Raw genomic sequence first — 23577 nt, forward strand, 5'->3', positions numbered from 1 at the left:
TTCTTACTTATGGAAAGTGGAAACATCATAATTAGGCAACTTCTAGCTCTTCAGCTTCTTGCTTGTCTGTTAATTTTCTGATTTTAATATTAAAATAGGCAAATGCAATAGTCATAATTGGGCTTATCAAGTTAAAGAAAGCGTAGAAGAAATAGCTTCCTGTAGCTACTCCCAATACTCCACTGTGATAAGCTCCACAGGTATTCCAAGGAAACAGTACCGAAGTTACTGTTCCAGAATCTTCTAAGGTTCTACTTAAATTCTCCGGAGCCAATTTCTTCTTCTTATAAATATCGGCATACATTCTTCCCGGAACCACAATAGCCAAATATTGATCTGAAGCAGTACCATTAAAAAAGATAGTAGTAGCCGCAGTTGAAGCCACTAATGAACCTGTAGACTTTACTTTAGAAATTACAGCTTCAGCAATTCTCATCAGCAAACCACTGGCTTCCATTACTCCACCAAAAATCATGGCAGAAACAATAAGCCAAACTGTATTTAGCATACCGTACATTCCTCCAGACGAAAGTAATTCATCCACAATTTCGTTTCCTGTAACAATGGAAATGGATCCATAGAGAGACTTCATAATCCCTACAAATGTCATTTCATTGCTTGTGCCTTCCCAACCAGAAACTTCTTTAACAATATCTGGCTGAAAAATAAGCGCAAACACTCCTCCGAGTAGCGCACCTATTAGAATGGCTGGTATAGCAGGCATTTTTTTAACTATAAGGATAATGACCATTAGCGGAACTAAGAACAACCAGCCATTAATATTAAACTTAGAGTCTATAGCCATTAAAATGGCTTCCGTTTGCCCTATGCCTTCAGTACTATTTGTTGTAAACCCAATGATTAAAAAGAGAATAAGCGCAATACTAATAGATGGCACAGTTGTGTAGGCCATGTATCGGATGTGCGTGAACAAATCAGTACCAGCCATTGCTGGAGCTAAGTTAGTTGTATCTGAAAGCGGAGACATTTTATCGCCAAAGTATGCTCCAGAAAGCACAGCACCGGCAATCATACCCTCATGTAAACCTAAAGCTTTACCAATTCCAATCAGGGCTATACCCACTGTTGCTGCAGTGGTCCATGAGCTACCTGTGGCCAAGGAAACAATAGAACACACTATACAAGCTGCAAATAGAAATATTGTCGGATTCAAAATCTGAAGACCATAGTAAATCATGGCAGGCACAATTCCAGAAAGCAACCAAGTACCAGCCAAAGAACCTATTAGCAGTAGAATAATGATGGATGCCATGGCAGAACTAATGCTCTTTACAATGCCATTCTGAATCTGATTCCACTTCATGCCTAACTTTAGAGCAACTAGTGAAGCTACTCCGGCAGATAGAATTAATATAATCTGATTTGAACCATCCAGAGCTGCATCGCCAAAAATCCGAACATTGATAAAAAGTGCAATGACAAGAAAGATAATAGGGATAAGTGCCTGAAAAAGAGATGGCTTCTGAAACTTATAACTCATAAGTGTATTTGGTAAGCTTTGAAGATAACAATATTTAATTATTGGAGCATTAAATCGGCCAGTTCGGAACCGATTTTACTGCCAACGGCAACACCCATTCCGCCTAATCGCACACCAACACTTACTCTATCTGACTGTTTTTGTAGTATTGGTTTCTTATTGGGGCCGAAAGCCATGATACCAGACCAAGCGTGGTCTACCTCAAACTTTTGGTTAGGCAATATCATCTGCTCCAGATCATTTAATAGCTTATCAAGAATGCGCTGATTCACATCAAAATTGGTAGTCTTTTCCGTTTCGAAATCTACATTTCTTCCTCCTCCGAATATGACCCTATCCTGATAGTTTCTGAAGTAGTAATAGCCTTCATCATAATGATAAGTACCTTTTATTTTGAGTCCATCGACAGGTTTAGTAACCAAAACCGCACCTCTACCAGGCTCAATATCCATAGTAGGAAAAAACCACTTGGAGAAGGCGTTGGTACAAAAGGCAACTTGCTGAGCTTTAAACGTTGGGCCGTCTGCAACCGCTAACTCTACCACATCGCCTTTTTCTTCGAAAGCTACTACTTGAGCCCCTGTTATAACTTCCACTCCCTTTTCGGCTGCATACTGATAAAGGTTTTTCATCATCATGCCTGAGTGAATTTGAGCTTCTAAAGGGTTAAACACCATAGCATCTACGGCCTCCTTGGGGAAGTTAAAGTCACTAATTCTATTGTTTTCAACAGAGTAGACTGGCTTACCAAAAAGCGGAAGAAGCAGGTTATTAACTCTATCTAATTGATCAAGTGCCTTGAGTTCATCATTACGCAGTAACTCATAACCACCATAGCTCTTATAGTCTATTTTTTCATCACCTAAACGGCTGCGGAGTAGCTGCAGACCATCCCATCTAAGCTTTACTAGATTGAAAACCTCTTCTTCTGATAGCTTCTCTAAATCGGCCACTATTTCAGATAAGCTACCAAAACAAGCAAAACCAGCGTTTTTTGTACTCGCTCCTGTAGGAAAAATCCCTCTTTCTAGCACAAGCACTCGGCTATTCGGTTGCTTTTCCTTAATAGCTATGGCAGTAGATAACCCCACAATTCCACTACCCACCACAATATGATCATAGGCAATGAAAAAATCCTTTTCCCAAAAACTTAGCATGACGGGAAATTAGTGAAGAATCAATAAATTCAAACAAACAGAAAATATGTTAGACACATCTACCTTATTAGAGCGCGCAAAATCATCTAAGCGGCATTTGGCATTATTGAACTTTGGCTTAGCCAGAATGATCCCATTTAATAAACCGCATGGTTTTAAAATCAAGAATATTGGAGACCATTCTGTAGAAGTATCCATTCCATATAAGAAAGCCAACTTCAACCACATTAAAGGTATTCATGCCTGTGCCTTGGCCACGGCTTCCGAGTACTCTTCGGGTTTGGTATTGCTCAACAGCTTAGATTCTAAAAAATATAGAATCATTATGCAGAGAATGGAAATGGACTACCACTATCAGGCAAAAATGGATACGGTTGTCAAATTTGAAATTTCTGAAGAATGGCTCAAAAATGAAGTGATAGAGCCGTTGAAAGATAAAGAATCTATAGTGGTTTGCTGTGAACCCAAAGCCTATGATAAGGATGGAAACCACCTAACTACAGGCCATATTTATTGGCAAATAAAAGATTGGGCAAAGGTGAAAACAAAGCTTTAACCGCTGAAGTAAAAGCGTTTAGTCGAATTTAACCTACTTGCTAACTTCATAAAAAACCATTGACCTTATGAAGAAGCATTTAGCAGCTTACTTGCTTATAGGACTTGCATTTTGCGCTTGCAGCCCAAAAGAGCAATCTATAGACAACACTTTCTATTATGTAACCAGACTAGGAAGCGACACTCTAGCAATTGAAAGAGTAGAAAAACAAGAAAACAGCCTTAGGGCAGATGTAGTCTTAAGAAGCCCAAGAATTAGCCTAACCTCTTACGGCATTAGCTGGGACACCAATAATAAATTAAAGTCGCTGACTGCCATAGCTTACGAAGGCCTGTTTGGAGAATTCCCTGTAGGCGGTTCTGTAAAACAAAATATTGAAGCCGAAGGAGACAGCTTAGTCTCTGAAAGTGAAGGAAGAAACGGAATGGTCAGAAGCTCAATGCTCAATGACAATACTTATTTACCATTTATTGATATGGTACATTGGCCTTATGACATCGCCTTCAACCGAGCACACTTATCTGCAGAAGATTCAATTCATCAATACTTATTGACTGGCAGAAGAGCGTCTGATTTCATCATTCATAGAACTGCAGACAACGAATATACCCTGAGACACCCGTCTAGAGGTTACATGTATGTACAAACCGATAATAAGGGCAACATGACCTGGTTAGATGCCAAAGAGACTACCAGAAAACTGATAGTTGAAAGAGTATCTGATCTAGACTTTGAGATGTTAACAGAGAAGTATATCGAAATCGACAAAAAAGGCTCTCCGTTTGGCACACTTAGTCCGGCTGAAGAGATGGAAACTAGCTTTGGCGGATCCGACTTCAAAGTTACTTTTGGTTCGCCTCAAAAGAGAGGGAGAACAATTTTTGGTGGAATTGTTCCTTATGGTGAACATTGGAGAACGGGAGCCAATAGCGCGAGCCACTTCTCTACCACCAAAGACATTTACATTGCAGGAAATAAAGTACCAGCAGGTGAATACACCTTGTTCAGCATTCCTGAAGAAAATGGTGGCACCTTAATCATAAATAAACAAACAGGACAAAACGGTCAGTCTTACGATGAAAGTAGAGACCTAATGCGAGTACCCATGATGAGGGAAGAAAACAGCGAGGAAGTTGAAGGTTTTACTATCCAAGTGGTAGAAACAGAAAATGGCGGAAGCATTGAGCTGCTATGGGATAGGACTATTTACTATGTAAATTTTAACTTTGAATAGAAGTTTAAAAATCGACTTAGAAACCTCCATTTTTTTCACATACACATAAATGCATTTCAAACTAAATAATGGTTTGATCAACTCCAAAAACTGGCTTCTAGAGTAAATTAGAAGCCAGTTTTGCTTTGTCCGCTCCTGTTATTTCTAAGGTTCTTTACCTAACTTCACAGAGTCCTTAGGGACAAATTGACACCTAAACATTCAGATACTATGCGGACTGCCGACTGGCCTTGCCTCTCTATATTTAGAAGCAAGAAGAGAAAACTATACTATCTCGAAAAAGAGGATTTCTATCACTCGCTAAACGCTCTTAATGTAGCTTCGGCCTTTAGTTTCAATAAAGAAACAAGCCATGTAGGTTTTAGCACCGCAAAACCAATTAGATTTTATAGACTAGAATTTGGGGCTTCAGTTAAGGACGCTAAAAAGCTCTTTGGTAAGCCAAATTTCATTCAGCACAAAAACCTACCACTCAAATCTCAACAAACCTTATTCTATAAATTCAGCATAAAAGGAATTAAGAGTATTATTCAAATGCACTTTTATGAAGATGAATTATTCTTTGCTCAAATTCAGTTAAGGAGTCACAACAACCAGCTTAAAGACATTTTTCTAAACCTATTTAAAACCAAACATGCTTTACACAACCTTGATTGGAATCAGACTGTAAAGGATGAGTTGGGAAATAGGATCATATTAAAGGATGATGTTACACCTAAAGTGAGCTTTTTATCTCATAACCAAGCTTTATGGAGTAACATCAATCATGAATTGAACCATCTGGTTGAAAAGAATAATAACTACTCAATATACAACACACCACAAATTGCTCTACGATGGAGTTAGAGTACCCTTACACCTAAACACAACTCACAAAAAAGCTATTCTTCTGGATTAGCTTTTTTTGTGCTTTTGCTTAATAGCTACATCTACTATCTTTAAGCTCCAAGTAGTGCCCAGTCATGAAAGCCAAACAAAGAAGAAGCACAACCTGCAACAATTGCGGTTCTCATTTAGAGGAAGATTACAACTATTGCCCAAGTTGCGGTCAGTCTAATTCAGACAACAATGTTACCTTCTCCACGCTATTCAAGGAGTTTTTGGATAACTACTTTGGAATAGACTCAAAGCTAGCCCATAGTTTTATTCCTTTTTTATTCAACCCAGGAGCACTTACCAATAGGTTTCATGAAGGTAAAGTGAAGCACTTCATACATCCGGTAAGGCTTTACTTGGTAATGAGTCTCTTTTACTTTTTCACAATAAGCTATTTACTGTCAGACATTAACTTAAATACTTTTGATGAAGAGGCCGAATTCACCACTGCTAGCATTGAGGCTCTTAAAGACAATAGTAGGCTTCAACTGTTATCCGACAGCACCAGAATGGCTTTATTGGAAGACTCTTTAGTGGACCGATACAGTAATATTGCCTCTTTCGACCAACTAGTAGACTCATTAGATGCAGACTATGGAGAAGACTTCTTAGAAGATTTTAAGGTTTCCTTAAGCTCTGTCTCCATTCCGGATAGAAAAGAAGAAGGCTACATTAATAAAATGCACCGATTGGCCCGTGATAATAGAATTGCCGACTCTGTTTTTTGGGACTCCCTGACTCAAGGAGGTAAAACAAACTTCAAGTTATTCTCCAACAGTGATGAAGCCCATCTACAACAGCAGGTAAGAAAGATATTTAAGAATGATGAGGGCTTTAAAGGCTTTGTACTTGGCAACCTTCCACTAATGATGTTTATTCTTATTCCTCTATTCGCAGGAATCTTAAAACTGATTTACGTAAGGAGAAAACACCTATATATTAAGCATATTGTACATGCACTGCACATACACTCCTTTGCCTATTTGATCTACGGATTAACGCTACTGATTATGTTCAAACTAATTACTGAAGGTAGTTTTCCAGATGGACAAGCAGTAGGCCTAAGAGGCATCTTAGGCTTTGCCGTCTTTGTTGTCACTAGTACGTACGCCTATATTTCCTTTCTAAAAGTATACAAGCAGCAATGGTTTAAGACACTGATAAAGTTTAACATAGTTGGCTTCATCTACGTTTTCTTTCTTCAGATTTTCTTCTCACTAGAAGTACTTATTAGTTTCTGGTATTACTAATAAATACTAGTGAATGGCTTTAAGACTTTCGTTGCTGGCCTCAATAATTCTATCGGCTAATGCTGGCGTAATAGACTTAGATATAAACCAAGACTCAAATTGTGATGGCGGTAAGTAGACCCCTCTTTTGAGCATCTCTCTGAAGTATTGTCCAAATAGTTTCAAGTCACATTTCTTAGCTCCTTCAAAGTCAGTCACTTTTTCAGAGGTAAAGAACAAACTAATCATAGAACCTATTCTATTGATAGTGTAGGGTAAGCCAAGCTCATCTAAACCAGCTTGAATACCATTTTCTAGTTTAGCAGTGATTAATGCCAAGTCGCTATACAAGCTCTCATCACTACTTATTTCATTCAACATAGCATGCCCTGCTGCCATGGCCACTGGGTTTCCGCTCAATGTACCGGCCTGATAAACAGGCCCTACAGGAGCTACAAAATCCATAATCTCTTTTTTGCCACCATAGGCTCCTACTGGCATTCCTCCACCAATAATTTTTCCTAGGGTAGTCAAATCTGGCTGAACATCAAAAACACCTTGAGCACCTGCTTTAGACAGCCTAAAGCCTGTCATTACCTCATCGAAAATCAAGACAATCCCCTCAGAGTCGCAAATCTTTCTAAGAGCTTCTAAATAACCTTGATTGGGCAAAATACAGCCCATATTTCCGGCAACTGGCTCTATGATTATAGCCGCTACATTATCTTTATTGGCCATAACGGCCTCATGAACTTTATTAATATCATTGAAAGGCACCGTGATGGTATCTCTAGCTGTGCCTTTAGTTACTCCTGGGCTATTAGGTTCTCCCAGTGTAATAGCACCACTACCAGCAGCTATCAGAAAAGAGTCTCCATGACCGTGATAGCAACCTTCAAACTTAATAACCTTAGAACGACCCGTGTACCCCCTAGCCAAACGAACAGCCGACATAGTTGCCTCTGTGCCAGAGTTAACCATTCTCACTTTCTCAATGCTTGGCACCATCTCACAGATGGTCTTGGCCATTTCTATTTCTTTTGCGGTAGGTGCACCAAACGATAGAGAGCCTTTTACGGCCTCATGAACAGCCTCTTCTATTTTTTCATTGGCATGCCCTAAAATCATTGGCCCCCATGAGTTAATCAGCTCGATGTATTCATTTCCATCTTCATCATAAATAAAAGCTCCTTTTGCCTTTTTAATGAAAATCGGATTTCCACCAACTGCTTTAAATGCTCTCACTGGCGAGTTAACACCACCAGGGATATAATTTTGAGCCTCTTCAAAGAGGTTATTGCTTTTTGTAATCTGATGCATACTACTGATCTTCTATCTTCTCTACCTTCGCAGACCTAACCCTTAAATATGGCATGTATCTGTTATCGTTAGAAAGCCTGTATCTAAAGTATTCGGTAAGCTCTCCTTCAATCAAATCTCTTCGCCTTAAACCTACCTGAAAATACTTTCCATATTCTTGCAAAAGTTTTCCAAAGGTTACTACAATATCATAGCCCAAATAGGCATCTCCAAGTCTTTCTTCTTTAACCGGACTTGAAAGAAATCTGTTTATATAATTCTCTCTAAACTCAGCCACTTTTGAAGTAGAGTAATTCATATAATTACTACCCACTAAAATCGCATTCAAACGCTCTAGTTGATCGAAAGAAAGTGATTGCTCCGCTGTCAAAAACCTAGAAGAAGCAAGAAACCCTACGGTATCTGGCCTAGCTGCAATACCGCTTAACGCACTAGTAGAAAGCTGAGAATAGTCAGACGCTATAAAAACATGGCCTATGCTATCTGGTAATATTTTAAGCGTGTCTTTTACAAAGTCCCTCTCTGAGTACTTCTGCCAACGCTGAACCCCAGCAGCCTTCAGCGAGTCCATTTCTTCAATCATTCGATTGACTAAGCTAGAATCTTGGTCAATCTCTTGTTCCTCTACCAACCACTGTTGAATTTTTACTGACTCATTAGGAGGCACACGCTTAAAAATTGGCACATTAAAAGAATCTTTCTCAAGGAGTTCCTTATACAATAGAGCTCGCTCTAAATCGGCATCTCCTGAATAGAATACAGCTGCATTCTTATTTTTCCTAAAGTGCTTAACAGCATAGTCTGCAGACCTAATGGCTATTGACTCATTACTTGGGTAGTATAAAAAAGCAAAAGGGTTTTCTACTAGAATCTCACTATTGGAAGAAAGAGGGTTGATCATATTAATTCTCTTCTCCTTAGAAAAAGGCGTCATTTGCTCTACAGCCCCCTGAGTTACTGGGCCTATAATAAAGTCTAAATCATCCAACTCTCCAGATCGAATTATCTGATCAAGCCTTTGCCTGCCATCTCGAGTATCTACAGTTATCAGGTTTACATTGATGCCTTCACTCTTTAACTTTTCTACACCTAATAATGCACCATGATACATTCTAGTGGTCCAGTTAGACTCTAGTTGAGCTATTCTGGCCGAATCACCTCTATAGGCAAAAGGCAAAAACAATCCGATATTGTAAACTTCCTTCTTTGGAGAAACCTCAATATCGTCTAAGGTAAGAGAAATCTGTAAGTCGTATTGCTCCTGAAGGGAGTTCAAAAGCTCCAAATCTTGTTCTTGAACATCTAAGCGGAGCATTTCAGATGCTAGTTGAGAAGCAATCAGATTTTCTGGGTAATCATTCAGCAAAGCTTTTAAGCGGTCAATATCTCGAATTGAATCAACAGCCTGCTTTTTAAGCGCATGAATTGAAGAGCTAAAGTTATCATCTTCAACCTTTGCCAAGTAATCAAACCCCTCGGCAATCTGCCCCTGCTCAATGGCGATTAAGCCCAACCAGTAATCGATTTCATTATCGATCTTCCAATTAGGATATTTGCCTTCAATCTGCTTAAAAGCATTTTTGGCTATTACTTTATCACCAGTTTTATAGGCAGAAACCGCATAATAGAAAGAGGCATATTTCACCATGTCATTCTCTTGAGTAAGAGCGGTCAATGGTTCAAACTTTCCAAAAGCCAAGGCATATTGCTCTTGGTCGAAAAGCTGTTTTCCTTCTTCAAATAACTGCTTAATGTTTTGTGCTAATGCAGTTGAAAAACTCATTAGCACAAAAACAACTGCCAGTAAAAATCTCTGCATTATTCCCATTCTATGGTGGCCGGTGGTTTAGAACTGATATCGTAAACCACTCTATTTACTCCTTTTACTTTATTAATAATATCATTTGAAACGTCTTGCAAGAAGTTATAAGGTAGATCTACCCAATCGGCTGTCATACCATCTACAGAAGTAACGGCTCTAAGTGCCACTACTTGTTCATAAGTTCTTTCATCGCCCATTACTCCAACCGAGTGAATTGGCAACAACATAGCTCCTGCTTGCCAAACGTCATCATAAAGTCCTTTTTCTTTTAGCCCGTTGATAAAAATGTAATCAACCTCCTGAAGTATAGCTACCTTCTCTGGTGTAATATCTCCGAGAATTCTAATGCCAAGCCCTGGCCCTGGGAATGGGTGACGACCTAATATATTCGGGTCAATTTCCAGACTTCTACCAACGTTTCTCACCTCATCTTTGAAAAGTGTATTCAGCGGCTCAACCACCTTTAGATTCATCTTCTCAGGCAAACCTCCAACGTTGTGATGCGATTTTATTGTAGCTGAAGGTCCTTTCACAGAAACAGATTCAATTACATCAGGATAAATTGTTCCTTGACCTAACCATTTTACATCTTGAATCTTGTGCGCCTCTTGATCAAAAACTTCAATAAATACTCTACCGATGGCCTTTCTTTTCCCTTCCGGATCGGTAATGCCTTCTAAAGCATCGTAGAACTGCTGCTTGGCATCTACCCCCTTCACATTTAAACCCATGCCTTTGTAAGACTCAAGCACAGACTCAAACTCATTCTTTCTTAGCAGTCCATTATCAACAAAAATACAATGTAGATTATCGCCAATAGCCCTATTTATTAAAACAGCCGCTACTGAAGAATCTACCCCGCCTGAAAGGCCAAGAACAACCTTATCATTTCCAAGTTTTTCCTTCAACTCAGCAATTGTAGTCTCTGCAAAAATATCTGGAGTCCACTCTTGGGCGCAACCACATATATGAACCACAAAATTTCTTAAGAGTATTTTACCTTCTTCCGAATGGGTTACCTCGGGGTGAAACTGAATACCGTAAGTAAGCTCATTCTGAACCTTGTAGGCCGCCACGGCAACACTTGGTGTACTTGCTATAATATCGAAACCCTCAGGAAGCTCCTTAATGGTATCTCCATGAGACATCCACACTTGAGAATCTAGGCTTATTTCTTTCATTAAGTCGAAGTGAGAGTCCACATGACTTAAGCGCGCTCTACCATACTCTCTAATTTCAGAAGGCAAAACATTACCACCGTACTTCTGAGCCATAAGTTGCGCTCCATAGCACACCCCTAAAACGGGAACCTTGCCACGGAACATATCTACATCAACATCGGGAGCGTCTTCTTCTCTCACTGAGCAAGGGCTACCGGAGAGTATTACTCCTTTTATATCGTCTGTAATTTCAGGAAGGTTATTGTAAGGATGTATTTCGCAGTAGACGTTGAGCTCTCTGACTCTTCGTGCAATTAGTTGAGTATACTGCGATCCAAAATCAAGGATGAGGATCTGTTCTGCCATGCGCAAAAATAACAAAGCCCAATGATTCGCTAAACAAAAAGAACTATTTCTATTCTCTTAGCTAAAATTCCTCACCCCTGTATTCTACTGAAAATGAGCCTCTAAGAACCATACGTACCATCAGAACAATATTCTGTATATATCAATATATAAAATATTATTCTGAATATGTAACTTTTGCAGAACTTTATTCGTATAATTAATTGTATCTCAAATAAAGATAGCAGGATATTCAGGAACACCCTTATTAAAAAAACTCGGTATCAAGGAAGGCTTTGTTTTGCAAACCTATCATGAACCGAGCAATTACTGGGATGACCTAGGGCCGCTACCTGATAACGTTCAGGTAAGTTCCGAAAATCAGTCAAACGAGGTAGATTCTATCCATTACTTCTGCAAATCGGCCGATACGCTGAGGGCGGAAATTCTACAACTCAAATCTTTACTCAAGAAAACGGGACAGCTCTGGATTTCTTGGCCAAAGAAATCATCTAATGTACCCACTGACCTAAGCGACAGGATTGTTCGCCACACTGGTCTAGAAGCAGGGCTAGTTGATGTAAAAGTATGCGCGATTGACGACATCTGGTCTGCACTAAAGTTTGTGTACCGACTAACCGATCGCTAATACCCACCCCAACATTTCAGGAATACTATACACCAGCCGTACGGGCTGAATGGAAGAATTATGTTTAACCTTTAACCAATTATTACTATGACCTTTATTGGAATAATCATTATCCTACTTGGACTTATAACACTCATTGTCAGGCCATTTCTTTCTGAAGAGGACAAATATTCAGAAGGGAAAGACGGTCAGATGATAAAAACTAAATCTAAAGCTTCTCCCTGGCTACTCATGTTCAGTAGAAGGATATCTCTAGCCATAGTGGCTGTTGGAGCTTTTATGATTATGGTACCTTATCTGTTCTTTTGGGCAGAGCCTGGCTACCAGTACTTTGTAGTGTATCCTAACGGTAAGAAAGATGCAGTAATGACCGAGGGAATCAAATTTCGTGGGTTTGCGAAAATTACTCCCTGGCAAAAATTCATCGATGTTAAAGTGGTCAGCGATGGAGAAGATACCGATGAGATCGAAGGAGAAATGGATCCCATTCCCATCCGGTTCATCGACCAAGTTACCGCTACAACAAAGCTTTCAACTCGTTTTCAGTTACCTGCAGACAAGGAGTCTTTCATCGAGCTGGCTATCGAGTTCCGTAGCTTACAAAACCTCGCACAAAACACCTTAATACCTACAGTGAGAGAGGTTGTTTCTAACACCGGGTACATGTTTGCAGCTCAAGACTACATCTCTGGTTCGGCTTCAGACTTTAGGGTGGCCATAGAAGAGCAATTGAAAGATGGCGCTTACAGTGTAGAAAAAACGGAATATAGAGACACTGTTGTGACAGCAATTGAGCAAGAAAACCGTGAGATCAAAGAAGTACAAACTCGCTACGAAGTGAAAAAGCGTGAAGATGGAAATGGTAAATTCATCAGGATACCTCACGATATAAATGAGAACAATATAATAGTAGCACAGGTGATTGTAGACGATGTGATCTTGGAGCAAGTCTTCAAACAAAGACTTGAAGCCCAAAGAGATGAATCTGCCAAAAGGCAATTGGAGCAGCAAAAAATCAAGACTGCCAAAGATGCTCAAGCCAGAATTATTGCGGAGGGTGAGCGAGATAAGGCTGCAGAGAGGGTAACTCAGGAGAAAGAGCAGGTGAAAGCATTGATCTCAATTGAGACCAAGTTGAAGCAGGAAGAGACAAATAAGAAGCTTGCTGCCATAGCGCTAGAAACTGAGCGACTTAAAGCAACCGCTCAAAAAGTGAAAGCCGATGCCGAGTCTTATCAAAACGCCAAACTAGTTTCGGCAGGTTTGACGCCTCAGCAGAGGGCTGAGTTAGAAAAAGAAATCGCCATTGGTGTAGCCAAGGAGATTGCTAAAATCAAATTTCCAACTACCATGATAATGGGTGGTGGAGATGATGGAGGCGGAACACCACTAGAAGCACTAATCGGTGCAGCGATGACTAAACAATTAACCTCCACCACTAAGGGTGGCAACTAAAAAAAGCGAGCTCCGGCTCGCTTTTTTCTTTAATCTAAAAGCTAATTATCATTTCGGATTCCGTGCCGTCATATCGGGAGGAAATCAACTAAACTGGCTTTGCAGAACTGAAGAGATTCTCAGTCAAGCTGTGAATGACCAAATTAGTTGCTTTTGAGACAGTCTCTATTTTCTCGTCTTAATCCAGAAGCTCTAGGATGTAGTACCTAACTCCTAAAGAAAATGTATTCCAGTCCCAAGACTGCAAACCATAATTATACTCTGTTCGCAAGGCTAATCTATTAAACCTGTATTGAACTTGTGTTCGAAAAAAATGTGGGTAATCTCTATTTCCTAAATAACCAGTATACCCTACTACATCGCTACTTAACAACCACGATCTGTTTAAATACTCAACGCCAAATCCGTAGTAAGGCGCATCATTCTGATTATGGTTAGAACCGCCAGGAAGGCGGTTCTTGTTCGTTTGCCAAGTAACAAAACCCAAAGATGCCTTCAGCAGTAACTTCTCTTCTTCTTTTTCCATCAAGGTTTTAGAGAAATTTCCTTCCCACTGGTAAAGACTGTTATCGGTAGACCTCGCATTAGTAAGGTTTCCACCAGTAGTGGTTTTAGTATGTAGCCTAAAACCAAAATTGAACGGCAACCAATGATTTTCTCGAAAAACCTTAAATATCACTCCATAAGCCACATCACCAGTATTTCCACCTTTTCCACCGAGCCCCATCATTCTTCTTTCATCACGAGTCTCAGGTGTCACCTCCCATGTTTCATAGGGAACGCTAGTGATGTAAAGCATTACCCTATCTCTTGCTAACGGGAAGTTCCCCTTAAGAAAGAAGTTCTGTGTTTTATCTCCATTACCAGCATGAGTTTGCCCTAAGGCCTGTACCCAAAACTCGTTATCGATAGTCATATTAGGTAAAGAGGGCATAATCATGGCATTTGGCCCTAAATACCCAGGAGATAAGTTGATGTACCTAGACCGATCAGGACCTGCTGCATCAGGATAATTGTGCAACTGATCCCACCAATCTAAAACACCTTGACCTGAAACTTGAAAACTGATGAATACAAAAAAAATGGCTAGTGCCCTGCGCATAGTCTTAAATGAAGGCCGAAATTATAAAGTTCCTTTGGTTGAAGGAAGCTTATCTAATTCATTTTCATTTCTAGAAACAGCCATTTTAATGGCTTTAGCAAAAGCCTTAAAGATTGCTTCAATTTTATGATGCTCATTATCTCCCTCTACCTTAATATTTAGATTACTCTTAGAGGTATCTGAAAAAGACTTAAAGAAGTGCATAAACATCTCGGTTGGCATGTCCCCAACTTTCTCTCTCTTGAAGTCGGCCTCCCAAACTAACCATGGCCTACCACTAAAGTCTATTGCTACTTGAGCCAACGCTTCATCCATTGGAAGCAGGAAACCGTAACGATTGATGCCTTTTTTATCTCCTAAAGCTTTCAAATAGGCTTCACCCAATGCCAAGGCTGTATCTTCAATAGTATGGTGCTCATCTATGTGCAAATCTCCTTCAACATGAACTTTCAAATCAGCTCCTGAGTGTTTTCCTAGCTGATCTAACATATGATCGAAGAAACCTAAACCAGTCTTGTTATCACATTTACCTTCACCGTCTAGGTTCAGTTCTACAAGAATATCAGTCTCTTTGGTGGTACGCTGAACAGTAGCTTTTCTATCTGGCAAGCGTAAGAATTGATAAATTTCGTCCCAGCTGGTTGTAGTTAATGCAGCTCTTTCATCCGCCTCTTCTGCAAGGTAGATAGCTTTAGCCCCTAGATTTTCAGCTAGTTGAATATCCGTTTTTCTATCACCAAAAACATAAGAATTGGCTAAGTCATAATCACCTTCCAAGTATTTGGTAAGCAAGCCAGTTCCTGGCTTTCTTGTAGGTGCATTTTCATGCTCAAAGGTTTTATCTATGCAGATTTCATCGAAGACAACTCCTTCATTTTCCAAAGTCTTGAGCATCTTATTATGTGCTGGCCAGAATGTATCTTCTGGAAATGAGTCGGTCCCCAACCCATCTTGGTTAGTAACCATTACCAACTCATAATCGAGTTGTTCTGCAATCTTTCTTAGGTTGGTAATTGCTCCAGGTAAGAACTCTAATTTTTCTAATGAATCTACCTGATAGTCGGTTGGCGGCTCCACTATGATGGTTCCGTCTCTATCTATAAAAAGTACTTTTTTCATGGTTGGTTATAGTGCGTCATTGCGAGGAGCAAGCTTTGCACTTGCAAAAGATTGTGACGAAGCAATCCGCTTATTATCTGGCACTGGGTACAGAACAGACAGATTGCTTCGTCATGAAACCTTGTTATTACAGGTTTCATTCCTCGCAATGACGGCTAATTTGACAATTTCTTCAGTTCTTCAATCAGTTTTTTATTCTCCTCTTTCGTGCCGATGGTGATTCTTATTCCATCTTCGCAAAGCACTACTTTTGAGCGATCTCTCAAGATAACTTGTTTCTCTATAAGCTTAAGGTAAACTTCTTTAGCGTCCTTCATTTTCACCAAGTAGAAGTTGGAATCTGTAGGATATACTCGCTTCACAATTTCTAGTGCTTCTAACTCATTCTGTAATTCCTCTCTATTTTCAAGGATTTCAGCAACCATCTGGTCTTTCTTCTCCAAATTATTCAATGCATTTAGCACTGTTCTTTGGGTAAGTCCGCTAAGGTTATAAGGTGGTTTAATTCTATTCAGAATTGCCACTGTTTCTGGAGAACAGAACGCCATACCCAACCTTAAAGAAGCTAAGCCCCAAGCCTTGCTCATAGTTTGCAAAACGATAAGGTTCGGAAACTCATTAAGTCGGGTAGTGAATGAAGGCCTATCAGCAAAATCAATATAAGCTTCATCTACCACAACCAAACCTTTAAAACCCTTAAGAATGATTTCGATTTTCTCTAAACTCACATCATTTCCCGTAGGGTTATTTGGTGAGCAAATCCAGATAATCTTTGTATTAGGCTGAATAGCCGAGAGTAAAGCCTGAGTATCTAAATCGTACTGATTGGTGAGCAGTACTTCTTTAGCTTTGACATTATTGATATCCGCACTCACCTTATACATGCCGTAAGTTGGTGGGTTAATAATTACCTCATCAGTTTGAGGTTCGCAGAAAGCCCTATAAAGCAAATCGATTGGCTCATCACTTCCATTACCCAAGAAAATCTGTTCTGCATTTATTCCTTTTATTTCTGCCAACTTTGCTTTTAGCTCCAGCTGATAAGGATCTGGGTAGCGATTCCAATTTTCCTCAGTTATAGAACCAATAGGGTTTTCGTTAGCATCGAGAAAAACCCCATCCTTACCTTTATAATCATCTCTAGCCGATGAGTAAGGCACTAATTGCTTCAAGTGAGGCCTCAGTAAATCAGTAGGGTTAAACATTATTTAATGATTTAAGACGTAAAGTAACTGCGTTTTTGTGAGCTTCCAATTGTTCTGCAGCAGCCATTTTTTCAACCACAGGGCCAAGCACTTTTAATCCTTCAGGAGTAATTTCCTGATAGGTAATTTTCTTTACGAAACTATCTAAAGACACTCCGCTGTACATCTTAGCATAGCCATTCGTTGGTAAGGTGTGATTGGTACCTGAAGCATAATCGCCAGCAGATTCTGGAGTAAGGTGACCCAAGAACACAGAACCAGCATTAATTATTTGATTGGCTATGTTCCATGGTTCATCTACACTTAAAATCAAGTGCTCTGCTCCATATTCGTTTAACAATGCGACAGCTTCAGTTTCATCTAAAACAGCCGCTACACTATTGGCTAGTGCCTTGGCAGCAAACTCTGCACGAGGCAACGCCTTTAGTTGACTTTCAATTTCAGCTTGAACATTTTTCACAACCTCTTCTGAGCTAGCCACGAGTACAACCTGAGAGTCTACCCCATGCTCTGCCTGAGAGAGTAAATCTGCCGCCACGAAACTTGGGTTGGCAGAAGCATCGGCATAGACCGCTACTTCAGATGGACCAGCAGGCATATCTATGGCCAGGCCAAATCGAGTTGCCAGCTGCTTGGCCGCAGTTACATATTGATTACCAGGCCCGAAAATTTTATTCACCTGCGGAATAGATTCTGTACCAAAAGTGAAGGCTGCTACGGCTTGAGCACCTCCAACTTTAAAAACCTTGGTTACTCCTACTGCCTTGGCGGTGTAAAGAATGGCAGGGTGAATCTTTCCTTCCTTATTTGGAGGGGAACACAATACAATTTCTTGACAGCCGGCCAACTTAGCAGGTACGGCCAACATCAACACGGTAGAAAACAAAGGAGCAGTACCTCCAGGAATATAAAGGCCTACCTTTTCGATCCCAACTGACCTGCGGTGGCACTTCACCCCTGGCATAGTCTCTACCACAAGCTCTCCTTGTTTTTGAGCTTTATGAAAAGCCTCAATATTAGACTTAGCAGTAAGAATGGCAGTTTTAAGATCAGCCTCCACTAGTGTTTCCGCCTCGGTGAATTCAGCTTCGGAGACTTGAAAGTCATCAATAGCCACACCGTCAAACTCTTGTGTGAATTGCTTTAAGGCAGCATCACCTTCGAGCTTTACCTTTTCCATCACGGGCCTTACCCTTTGCTCTATTTCCTCAAGGTCCATTGTTGGGCGTTTGAGCAAATCTGGCCAGGTGGCTTTATCAGGATTTACAAAGACTCTCATTGAATCATTTTTTCAATTGGAACCACTAAAATCCCTTCGGCACCAGCCTCTTTTAGCTCTTCAATAATTTGCCAGAAATCATCTTCTTGAATAACGGTATGCACCGAACTCCACCCTTCCATAGCCAGTGGCAGCACAGTAGGACTTTTCATGCCAGGAAGAATTTTGATAATCTCCTCAATCTGATCATTAGGCGCATTAAGCAATATGTATTTGCTGTTCTTAGCAGCTTGAACTGCATTGATTCTGAAGATCAACTTTTCTAGGATAGCCTGTTTTTCGGCTGAAAGCCCCTTATTGGCAAGCATTACTGCTTCAGACTTAAAAATAACCTCAACCTCCTTCAGCCCATTGCTGAGTAAAGTAGAACCTGAACTTACTATATCGCAGATACCGTAGGCCAAACCGATGCTAGGCGCAATTTCCACCGAACCACTGATTTCGTGAATATCTGCACTAATGCCATTATCAGATAAGTAGTCTCCAAGAATTTTCGGATAAGAAGTAGCAATGCTTTTACCTTCAAAGTCTTGCAGGCCGTTGTATTCTTCATTTTTGGCAATAGCCAGAGAAAGTCTACACTTAGAAAAGCCTAAGCTTTTTACTAAGTCTACATCTTTATCTTTTTCATCGGCCTCATTGGCTCCAACTATACCAATATCGGCAATACCGTCTTGTACATAGCCCGGAATATCATCATCTCTAAGGAATAAGAATTCCATAGGGAAGTTAGTGGCTGTTGCCATGAGTTTACCGGTTCCGTTATTAACCTTAATACCGCATTCCTTTATAAGCTTCAATGAGTCTTCGCTTAGGCGGCCTTTTTTTTGAATTGCAATTCGCAGATTAGTTTCCATTTGAATTATTCAACTGGTGATTTAAGAAATTGATTGAAAGTATTTGTGAAAAGTACAGCAGCCGCGTAGGCCGCATAGGGGGTGTTGCATTATCTCTCTCAAGAGAGATGATGGAAATGATGAGCGTGGAAATGGGCTACTGTCATTTGCATTACGCTGCAAAGATAGTGGGTTGTTTTTCTGATCCAACTAAATAGAAGAAGAAAAAGGAAGTCATTTACATACAAATTATCGCAAGTCAAAACTCCCCTATAAACTCACAGGAATTTACACTCAAAATCATTTTGTTAATATAAATTCTTATATTATTTTAATATTCCTTTCGCCACACACAACCCTCAACCTTTCATAATAATGAGACCTAAGAACTTATGGGTGGCTTACCTAGCTCTTTTAGCCACCCATTGCATTCACGCTCAAAACGCCCAGATGGTCAGCCTGATGGTTAATGGCTGCGGATTGGAAGATGGTGCGGGGGAATTTGTTCTAGCTTATAGCGGCCCAACCTCTTTTGTTGCTTCCACAGCTACAATAAACCTATCTTACGGCACAAGCAGCCCTGCTAATCAAGCTTTTACTGAGTCATTTGACGACAACAGCACTTCTGTTCTTTCCAATTACATAGCCAGTCTAGAAGCGCTTTTGCCCTTAGCTGGCTGCACAAGCCTTAATTTGATTGCGGGAACAGTAGGAACCACCATAAACGCAGGTTCACATATACTCATTATTAATGCAGACAACCCTAACGCCACACCTGCACCTGTCAGACTCATTGATTTGACAGGTATGTGCGGTATTCTTAAAGATGTATACGTTTTTATTTCCACTGACATTACTTGGGCAGATAGCGGTCTGTTCTCTAATTCTCCAAGCGGAACAAGACATTTAAGATCTACCATCAACACCACAACTACCGATTTCACTTACACAAATTCATGGTCTAGCAACGCAGATGGGAACTACGCAGCTTGGCATGATGGCGGTGGATCTGCGTTTATTTATGCAAACTATGCAAGTTGTAACCCTACAGACACCAACATTTTGCCAGTGAATCTCCTATACTTTAAGGCTCTACCAAAAGACAAAGTGGTTCAGATAAAATGGGCTACAGCAGAAGAAATAGAGAATAGTCACTTCGAAATAGAAAGATCGGCAGATGGAAAAACTTGGACTATGCTAGCCACTATCGCAGGAAAAAGCAATAGCAGCTCAAGGATTAACTATAGCTATGTAGATAGTTTCCCATTGACCGGTCGCTCTTATTACAGATTGGTTCAATACGACTTTTCTGGTACCTCAGAGACCTTTGAGACGGTCAGCGTATGGCGCGATGAAAGCAACACTTTTAACATCTATCCCAACCCATGTAGAAACGAAATCAATATTTCTGGAGACCTGGATATTGAGTTCATCACAGCCACTAATTCAACTGGCTGCAAATTCACTTTAAAAAAGACACAAGATCAGAAATACGATGTTTCTCAACTCAGTCCTGGTTTATACTTTTTAACGATCGCTTATCTCGGAAAAGTAAATAAAGTGAGCTTTGTAAAGAATGACTAAGGAGTAATTACTACAATTAAGGTAAAAATAATTCACCACTATCTTTTCTGCTCGAATAATTAAAACTACATTTAAGGCAAATACTTAATTATGGGGAAACATCATTTAGGTGAATTTGAAGAAGTAGTGATGCTCACTGTAGCCATTTTGCATGGTGAAGCCTACGGAGTTTCAATCATTGAAGAAATAGAAAATAGGCTCAAACGCTCGGTCAGCATGGGCTCATTACAAACTGTTCTTAAACGATTGGAAGACAAAGGCTATCTCACCTCTGAATTAGGGGAAGCCACTAGCGTAAGAGGCGGAAAACGCAAGCGCTTTTTCACTGTAACCAACTTAGGCAAAGATATACTTAAAGCCACCAAAGATCAACGCATGAGCCTTTGGAGTGCCATTCCAGATTTTGCTTAAGGTATGAAGCAAAAATCACCTACCCCTCCTTATTTAATCCTAACCTTCTTCCGCTGGTTTTGCCACCCGCGAATGGCAGAAGATATAGAAGGAGATTTGTTAGAAAGGTTCGAAATAAGGTTAACAACCAAAGGTCAGTTTCGAGCCAAATTACTCTTCATAAAGGATGTGCTATTGCTATTTAGGCCAAGCATGATCCGCTCATTTCAAGGTCAACAAAAACTCAATTATTACGACATGTTCAAGCATAACATCACCATTACCTTTAGAAGCTTTTTACGCCAAAAAAGCTCGTTTATCATCAACCTCATCGGACTTTCTTCTGGTCTCACCTGCGTATTACTCATACTTCTTTGGGTAAACGATGAGCTAAAAACAGATCGGTTTCATGAAAACAGTGACCAGCTTCACTACATCATGTCTAACCACACCGATGCTAGTGGAACCAGAACTTGGAAAGGCACACCCGGTTTGTTGCTAGAAGAGATTGAAGCACAAATACCTGAAATAGAACTGGCAACGGCATATACAGACACTCATGAGTTCACTATTTCCACAAAAAGTGAAACTCCAATCTCTTTGAAGGTTGAAGGAAAGTTTGCTAGCGAGCACTTCTTAAGTGTTTATAGTTATCCGTTGGTTAGAGGAAACGCCAGTTCTGTTCTGGCCTACAACTCAGAAGCAGTAATCACAAAAGCACTTGCAGAAAAGCTATTCAGTAATGAGGATGCTATTGGGAAAACTATTGAATGGCATTTTGGAGGCAACAAAAAAGCTTTTACCATCAGTGGAATTCTGGAAAACATCCCAAGTCATAGCTCAGAACAATTCGAGCTGCTTTTGCCATGGAACTTTTACCACGATGAGCTCATCACTTTTAAACAGTGGGGAAATTATTACGCAAGAATTGCTACGGTTTTACAAGCCAATGCCAATCCTCAATTGGTTACCGAAAAGGTTGACACCATATTCAAAAACAACCTAGAAGACACCAATGTAGACTTATTCCTAACCCCTTATTCAAGCCTATATCTTTACGGAGAATATGAAAACGGCATACAGGCAGGAGGCCGTATTGAATACGTAAGACTGATCTCTTTTATAGTGCTATTGATACTATTCATAGCCTGCATAAACTTCATCAACTTAGCAACGGCTAAGGCCTCTCAGCGCATGAAGGAAATTGGTGTGAAAAAATCTATGGGTGCCAGTAAGAGGTCTTTAGCCTATCAGTTTTTAACTGAGTCTATTCTTATCTGCTTAATCGCTTTGGGTATTAGTGGCCTTCTTACGCTTTTATTACTTCCGGGCTTCAACCAAATTACAGAGAAAGAAATAGCACTTCAATTTGATTTAATTCTAGTGCTATCAGTTGTTGGTTTAGTGACCTTAGTTGGCATAGTTGCTGGCAGCTACCCAGCTCTCTACCTGTCTAAAATGGAAGCCCTTTCCATTCTAAAGGGTTTTAAATTGGCCAAAAGCTCTGGCGGCATAGGCAGAAAAGTATTGGTTGTTTTTCAATTCACCCTGTCAACCATCCTAATAGTGAGCGTGCTGGTTATTTACCAGCAAATGCAATTGATTCAAAATCAGAACTTGGGATATAATCGCGATAATCTGATCTACTTCGAAAGGGAGGGCAACCTAACCGACCAATCAGACGCTTTTATCAATGAAATTAAGAATATTACTGGAGTTGAAAATGCAGCCATATCTGGATTTATGGTAGGCGGCCTAAATTCAACTGGTGGTGTAGCTTGGGAAGGCAAGACCGACAAGGATCAGATACAATTTTGGGAGTATAATGTAGGCGCGAATTCAATCGACCTACTGAGTGTTGAATTTATCTCTGGCAGAGATTTCTCCGAAGAATTCGCTACAGACCAAGATGCCGTAATCTTCAATGAAACCGCCATTAAGGCTATGGGAATGGATGACCCTATCGGCAAATCCATAGTCCATTATACAGGAAACAAAAAGATAGTTGGTGTAGTAAAAGACTTTACCATTGGCTCTTTACACCAAGACGTTGAACCTGCTATATTCCTTAACCGACCAGCATCTGCCAACTTTATAATGGTTAAAATAGATGGAACGAGTACCGCGCGAACCTTGCAAGAAATAGAGAGAGCGTACGCTGAATTCAACCCCGAATTTCCGTTTAAACCCGCTTTTGTGGACCAAGACTATCAGGCTTTATACTCATCTGAGCAGCGGATAGCCTCACTCTCAAAATATGCTGCCGCTTTGGCGATAATAATATCATGCTTAGGGCTTTTTGGACTTACAGCATTTACTACAGAAAAACGCATCAAAGAGATAAGTATCCGAAAAGTATTAGGCTCAGGAATATGGCGAATTGTATTCCTTTTAACCAAGCAATTCTCTACCCTGGTAGCCATTGGAATACTCATTGCATTACCCATTAGCTATTGGGCCGCCAACCGATGGCTTAATGATTTTGCGGTAAAAATAAATCTGAGCTGGTGGTTCTTTGCACTTGCCGGAATAGCAACACTAGCCATTGCTTGGCTTACCGTCTTTGGCCAAACTTTTAAAGCAGCGAGACTGAACCCGGCCAATAACTTGAGAAATGAATAAGAAGTGCTGTCTGAAGTTAGTCGCTTTCGTCAGTCTCCGCTTGGCAGGGAATCTCCATTAGCTTTGAGGCAAAGTTGGGAGATTCCCTGCCGATTTATCGGGACGGAGTCGGGTATGACGTTACCTCTTCAGACAG

At 40.3% G+C, this 23577-nt stretch carries 19 protein-coding genes; 9 read left to right on the forward strand and 10 right to left on the reverse strand.

Going from position 1 to position 23577, the window contains the following annotated elements; all coding sequences use genetic code 11:
* Positions 1-31: 31 nt before the first annotated feature.
* Both nhaC and T7867_RS00275 read right to left on the reverse strand, forming a co-directional pair.
* A complete protein-coding gene (gene nhaC, locus T7867_RS00270; RefSeq protein WP_068220006.1) occupies positions 32-1501 on the reverse strand; it encodes a Na+/H+ antiporter NhaC in 1470 nt (489 codons plus the stop codon).
* 38 nt (positions 1502-1539) lie between these two features.
* Positions 1540-2658: an NAD(P)/FAD-dependent oxidoreductase gene (locus T7867_RS00275; RefSeq protein ID WP_068220003.1), complete on the reverse strand. Its 1119-nt coding sequence runs from the start codon at positions 2656-2658 to the stop codon at positions 1540-1542.
* Between the two features lie 46 nt (positions 2659-2704).
* Here T7867_RS00275 and T7867_RS00280 point away from each other — a divergent pair, with 46 nt between their 5' ends.
* The 4 genes from T7867_RS00280 (at position 2705) to T7867_RS00295 (ending at position 6574) form a co-directional block, all read left to right on the forward strand.
* On the forward strand, positions 2705-3214 hold the full coding sequence (locus T7867_RS00280; RefSeq protein ID WP_322299725.1) for a DUF4442 domain-containing protein: 510 nt from the start codon (positions 2705-2707) through the stop codon (positions 3212-3214).
* Between the two features lie 67 nt (positions 3215-3281).
* Positions 3282-4448 (forward strand): DUF2911 domain-containing protein, encoded by a 1167-nt coding sequence (locus tag T7867_RS00285; RefSeq protein WP_322299726.1) that lies wholly within the window; start codon positions 3282-3284, stop codon positions 4446-4448.
* Between the two features lie 210 nt (positions 4449-4658).
* The gene (locus tag T7867_RS00290; RefSeq protein ID WP_322299727.1) at positions 4659-5294 is read left to right on the forward strand and encodes a hypothetical protein; all 636 of its coding nucleotides are present in this window, start codon (positions 4659-4661) and stop codon (positions 5292-5294) included.
* A 116-nt stretch (positions 5295-5410) separates the two neighbouring features.
* On the forward strand, positions 5411-6574 hold the full coding sequence (locus T7867_RS00295) for a DUF3667 domain-containing protein (protein ID WP_322299728.1): 1164 nt from the start codon (positions 5411-5413) through the stop codon (positions 6572-6574).
* 6 nt (positions 6575-6580) lie between these two features.
* On the opposite strand, the gene hemL is transcribed toward T7867_RS00295, so the two are convergent.
* The 3 genes from hemL to guaA are packed head-to-tail and all read right to left on the reverse strand — an operon-like array spanning position 6581 to position 11221.
* Positions 6581-7873 (reverse strand): glutamate-1-semialdehyde 2,1-aminomutase, encoded by a 1293-nt coding sequence (gene hemL / locus T7867_RS00300; RefSeq protein WP_322299729.1) that lies wholly within the window; start codon positions 7871-7873, stop codon positions 6581-6583.
* A gap of 1 nt (position 7874) precedes the next feature.
* Positions 7875-9692, reverse strand: a complete 1818-nt coding sequence (locus T7867_RS00305) for an ABC transporter substrate-binding protein (protein ID WP_273515826.1) — start codon at positions 9690-9692, stop codon at positions 7875-7877.
* Complete coding sequence (gene guaA, locus T7867_RS00310; RefSeq protein WP_273515825.1) at positions 9692-11221, reverse strand: glutamine-hydrolyzing GMP synthase; 1530 nt, start codon at positions 11219-11221, stop codon at positions 9692-9694. The genes T7867_RS00305 and guaA overlap by 1 nt, the downstream gene beginning before the upstream one ends.
* Positions 11222-11501: 280 nt before the next feature.
* On the opposite strand from guaA, the gene T7867_RS00315 reads away from it, so the two are divergent.
* The gene (locus T7867_RS00315) at positions 11502-11849 is read left to right on the forward strand and encodes a DUF3052 domain-containing protein (RefSeq protein WP_273515824.1); all 348 of its coding nucleotides are present in this window, start codon (positions 11502-11504) and stop codon (positions 11847-11849) included.
* A gap of 87 nt (positions 11850-11936) precedes the next feature.
* Positions 11937-13304 carry an SPFH domain-containing protein gene (locus T7867_RS00320; protein WP_068219979.1) on the forward strand — a complete coding sequence of 456 codons (1368 nt, stop codon included), beginning with the start codon at positions 11937-11939 and terminating at the stop codon, positions 13302-13304.
* A gap of 178 nt (positions 13305-13482) precedes the next feature.
* On the opposite strand, the gene T7867_RS00325 is transcribed toward T7867_RS00320, so the two are convergent.
* From T7867_RS00325 to hisG, 5 genes are all read right to left on the reverse strand, one after another.
* Positions 13483-14406 (reverse strand): hypothetical protein, encoded by a 924-nt coding sequence (locus T7867_RS00325; RefSeq protein ID WP_322299730.1) that lies wholly within the window; start codon positions 14404-14406, stop codon positions 13483-13485.
* Between the two features lie 21 nt (positions 14407-14427).
* Positions 14428-15525: a bifunctional histidinol-phosphatase/imidazoleglycerol-phosphate dehydratase HisB gene (hisB, locus tag T7867_RS00330; protein WP_288341961.1), complete on the reverse strand. Its 1098-nt coding sequence runs from the start codon at positions 15523-15525 to the stop codon at positions 14428-14430.
* A gap of 155 nt (positions 15526-15680) precedes the next feature.
* The gene (gene hisC / locus T7867_RS00335; RefSeq protein WP_407691174.1) at positions 15681-16733 is read right to left on the reverse strand and encodes a histidinol-phosphate transaminase; all 1053 of its coding nucleotides are present in this window, start codon (positions 16731-16733) and stop codon (positions 15681-15683) included.
* Complete coding sequence (gene hisD, locus T7867_RS00340) at positions 16723-18009, reverse strand: histidinol dehydrogenase (protein ID WP_322299732.1); 1287 nt, start codon at positions 18007-18009, stop codon at positions 16723-16725. The genes hisC and hisD overlap by 11 nt, the downstream gene beginning before the upstream one ends.
* A complete protein-coding gene (hisG, locus tag T7867_RS00345; protein ID WP_068219963.1) occupies positions 18006-18866 on the reverse strand; it encodes an ATP phosphoribosyltransferase in 861 nt (286 codons plus the stop codon). Before hisG ends, hisD begins: the two co-directional genes overlap by 4 nt.
* Positions 18867-19220: 354 nt before the next feature.
* Here hisG and T7867_RS00350 point away from each other — a divergent pair, with 354 nt between their 5' ends.
* The 3 genes from T7867_RS00350 (at position 19221) to T7867_RS00360 (ending at position 23441) form a co-directional block, all read left to right on the forward strand.
* Positions 19221-20429 (forward strand): T9SS type A sorting domain-containing protein, encoded by a 1209-nt coding sequence (locus T7867_RS00350; protein ID WP_322299733.1) that lies wholly within the window; start codon positions 19221-19223, stop codon positions 20427-20429.
* Between the two features lie 90 nt (positions 20430-20519).
* Positions 20520-20840 carry a PadR family transcriptional regulator gene (locus T7867_RS00355; protein ID WP_273274220.1) on the forward strand — a complete coding sequence of 107 codons (321 nt, stop codon included), beginning with the start codon at positions 20520-20522 and terminating at the stop codon, positions 20838-20840.
* A gap of 3 nt (positions 20841-20843) precedes the next feature.
* Positions 20844-23441 (forward strand): ABC transporter permease, encoded by a 2598-nt coding sequence (locus T7867_RS00360; protein WP_322299734.1) that lies wholly within the window; start codon positions 20844-20846, stop codon positions 23439-23441.
* Positions 23442-23577 lie beyond the last annotated feature (136 nt).

It is taken from the genome of Roseivirga spongicola (genome assembly GCF_034376045.1).
Classification (GTDB): Bacteria; Bacteroidota; Bacteroidia; order Cytophagales; family Cyclobacteriaceae; genus Roseivirga; species Roseivirga spongicola.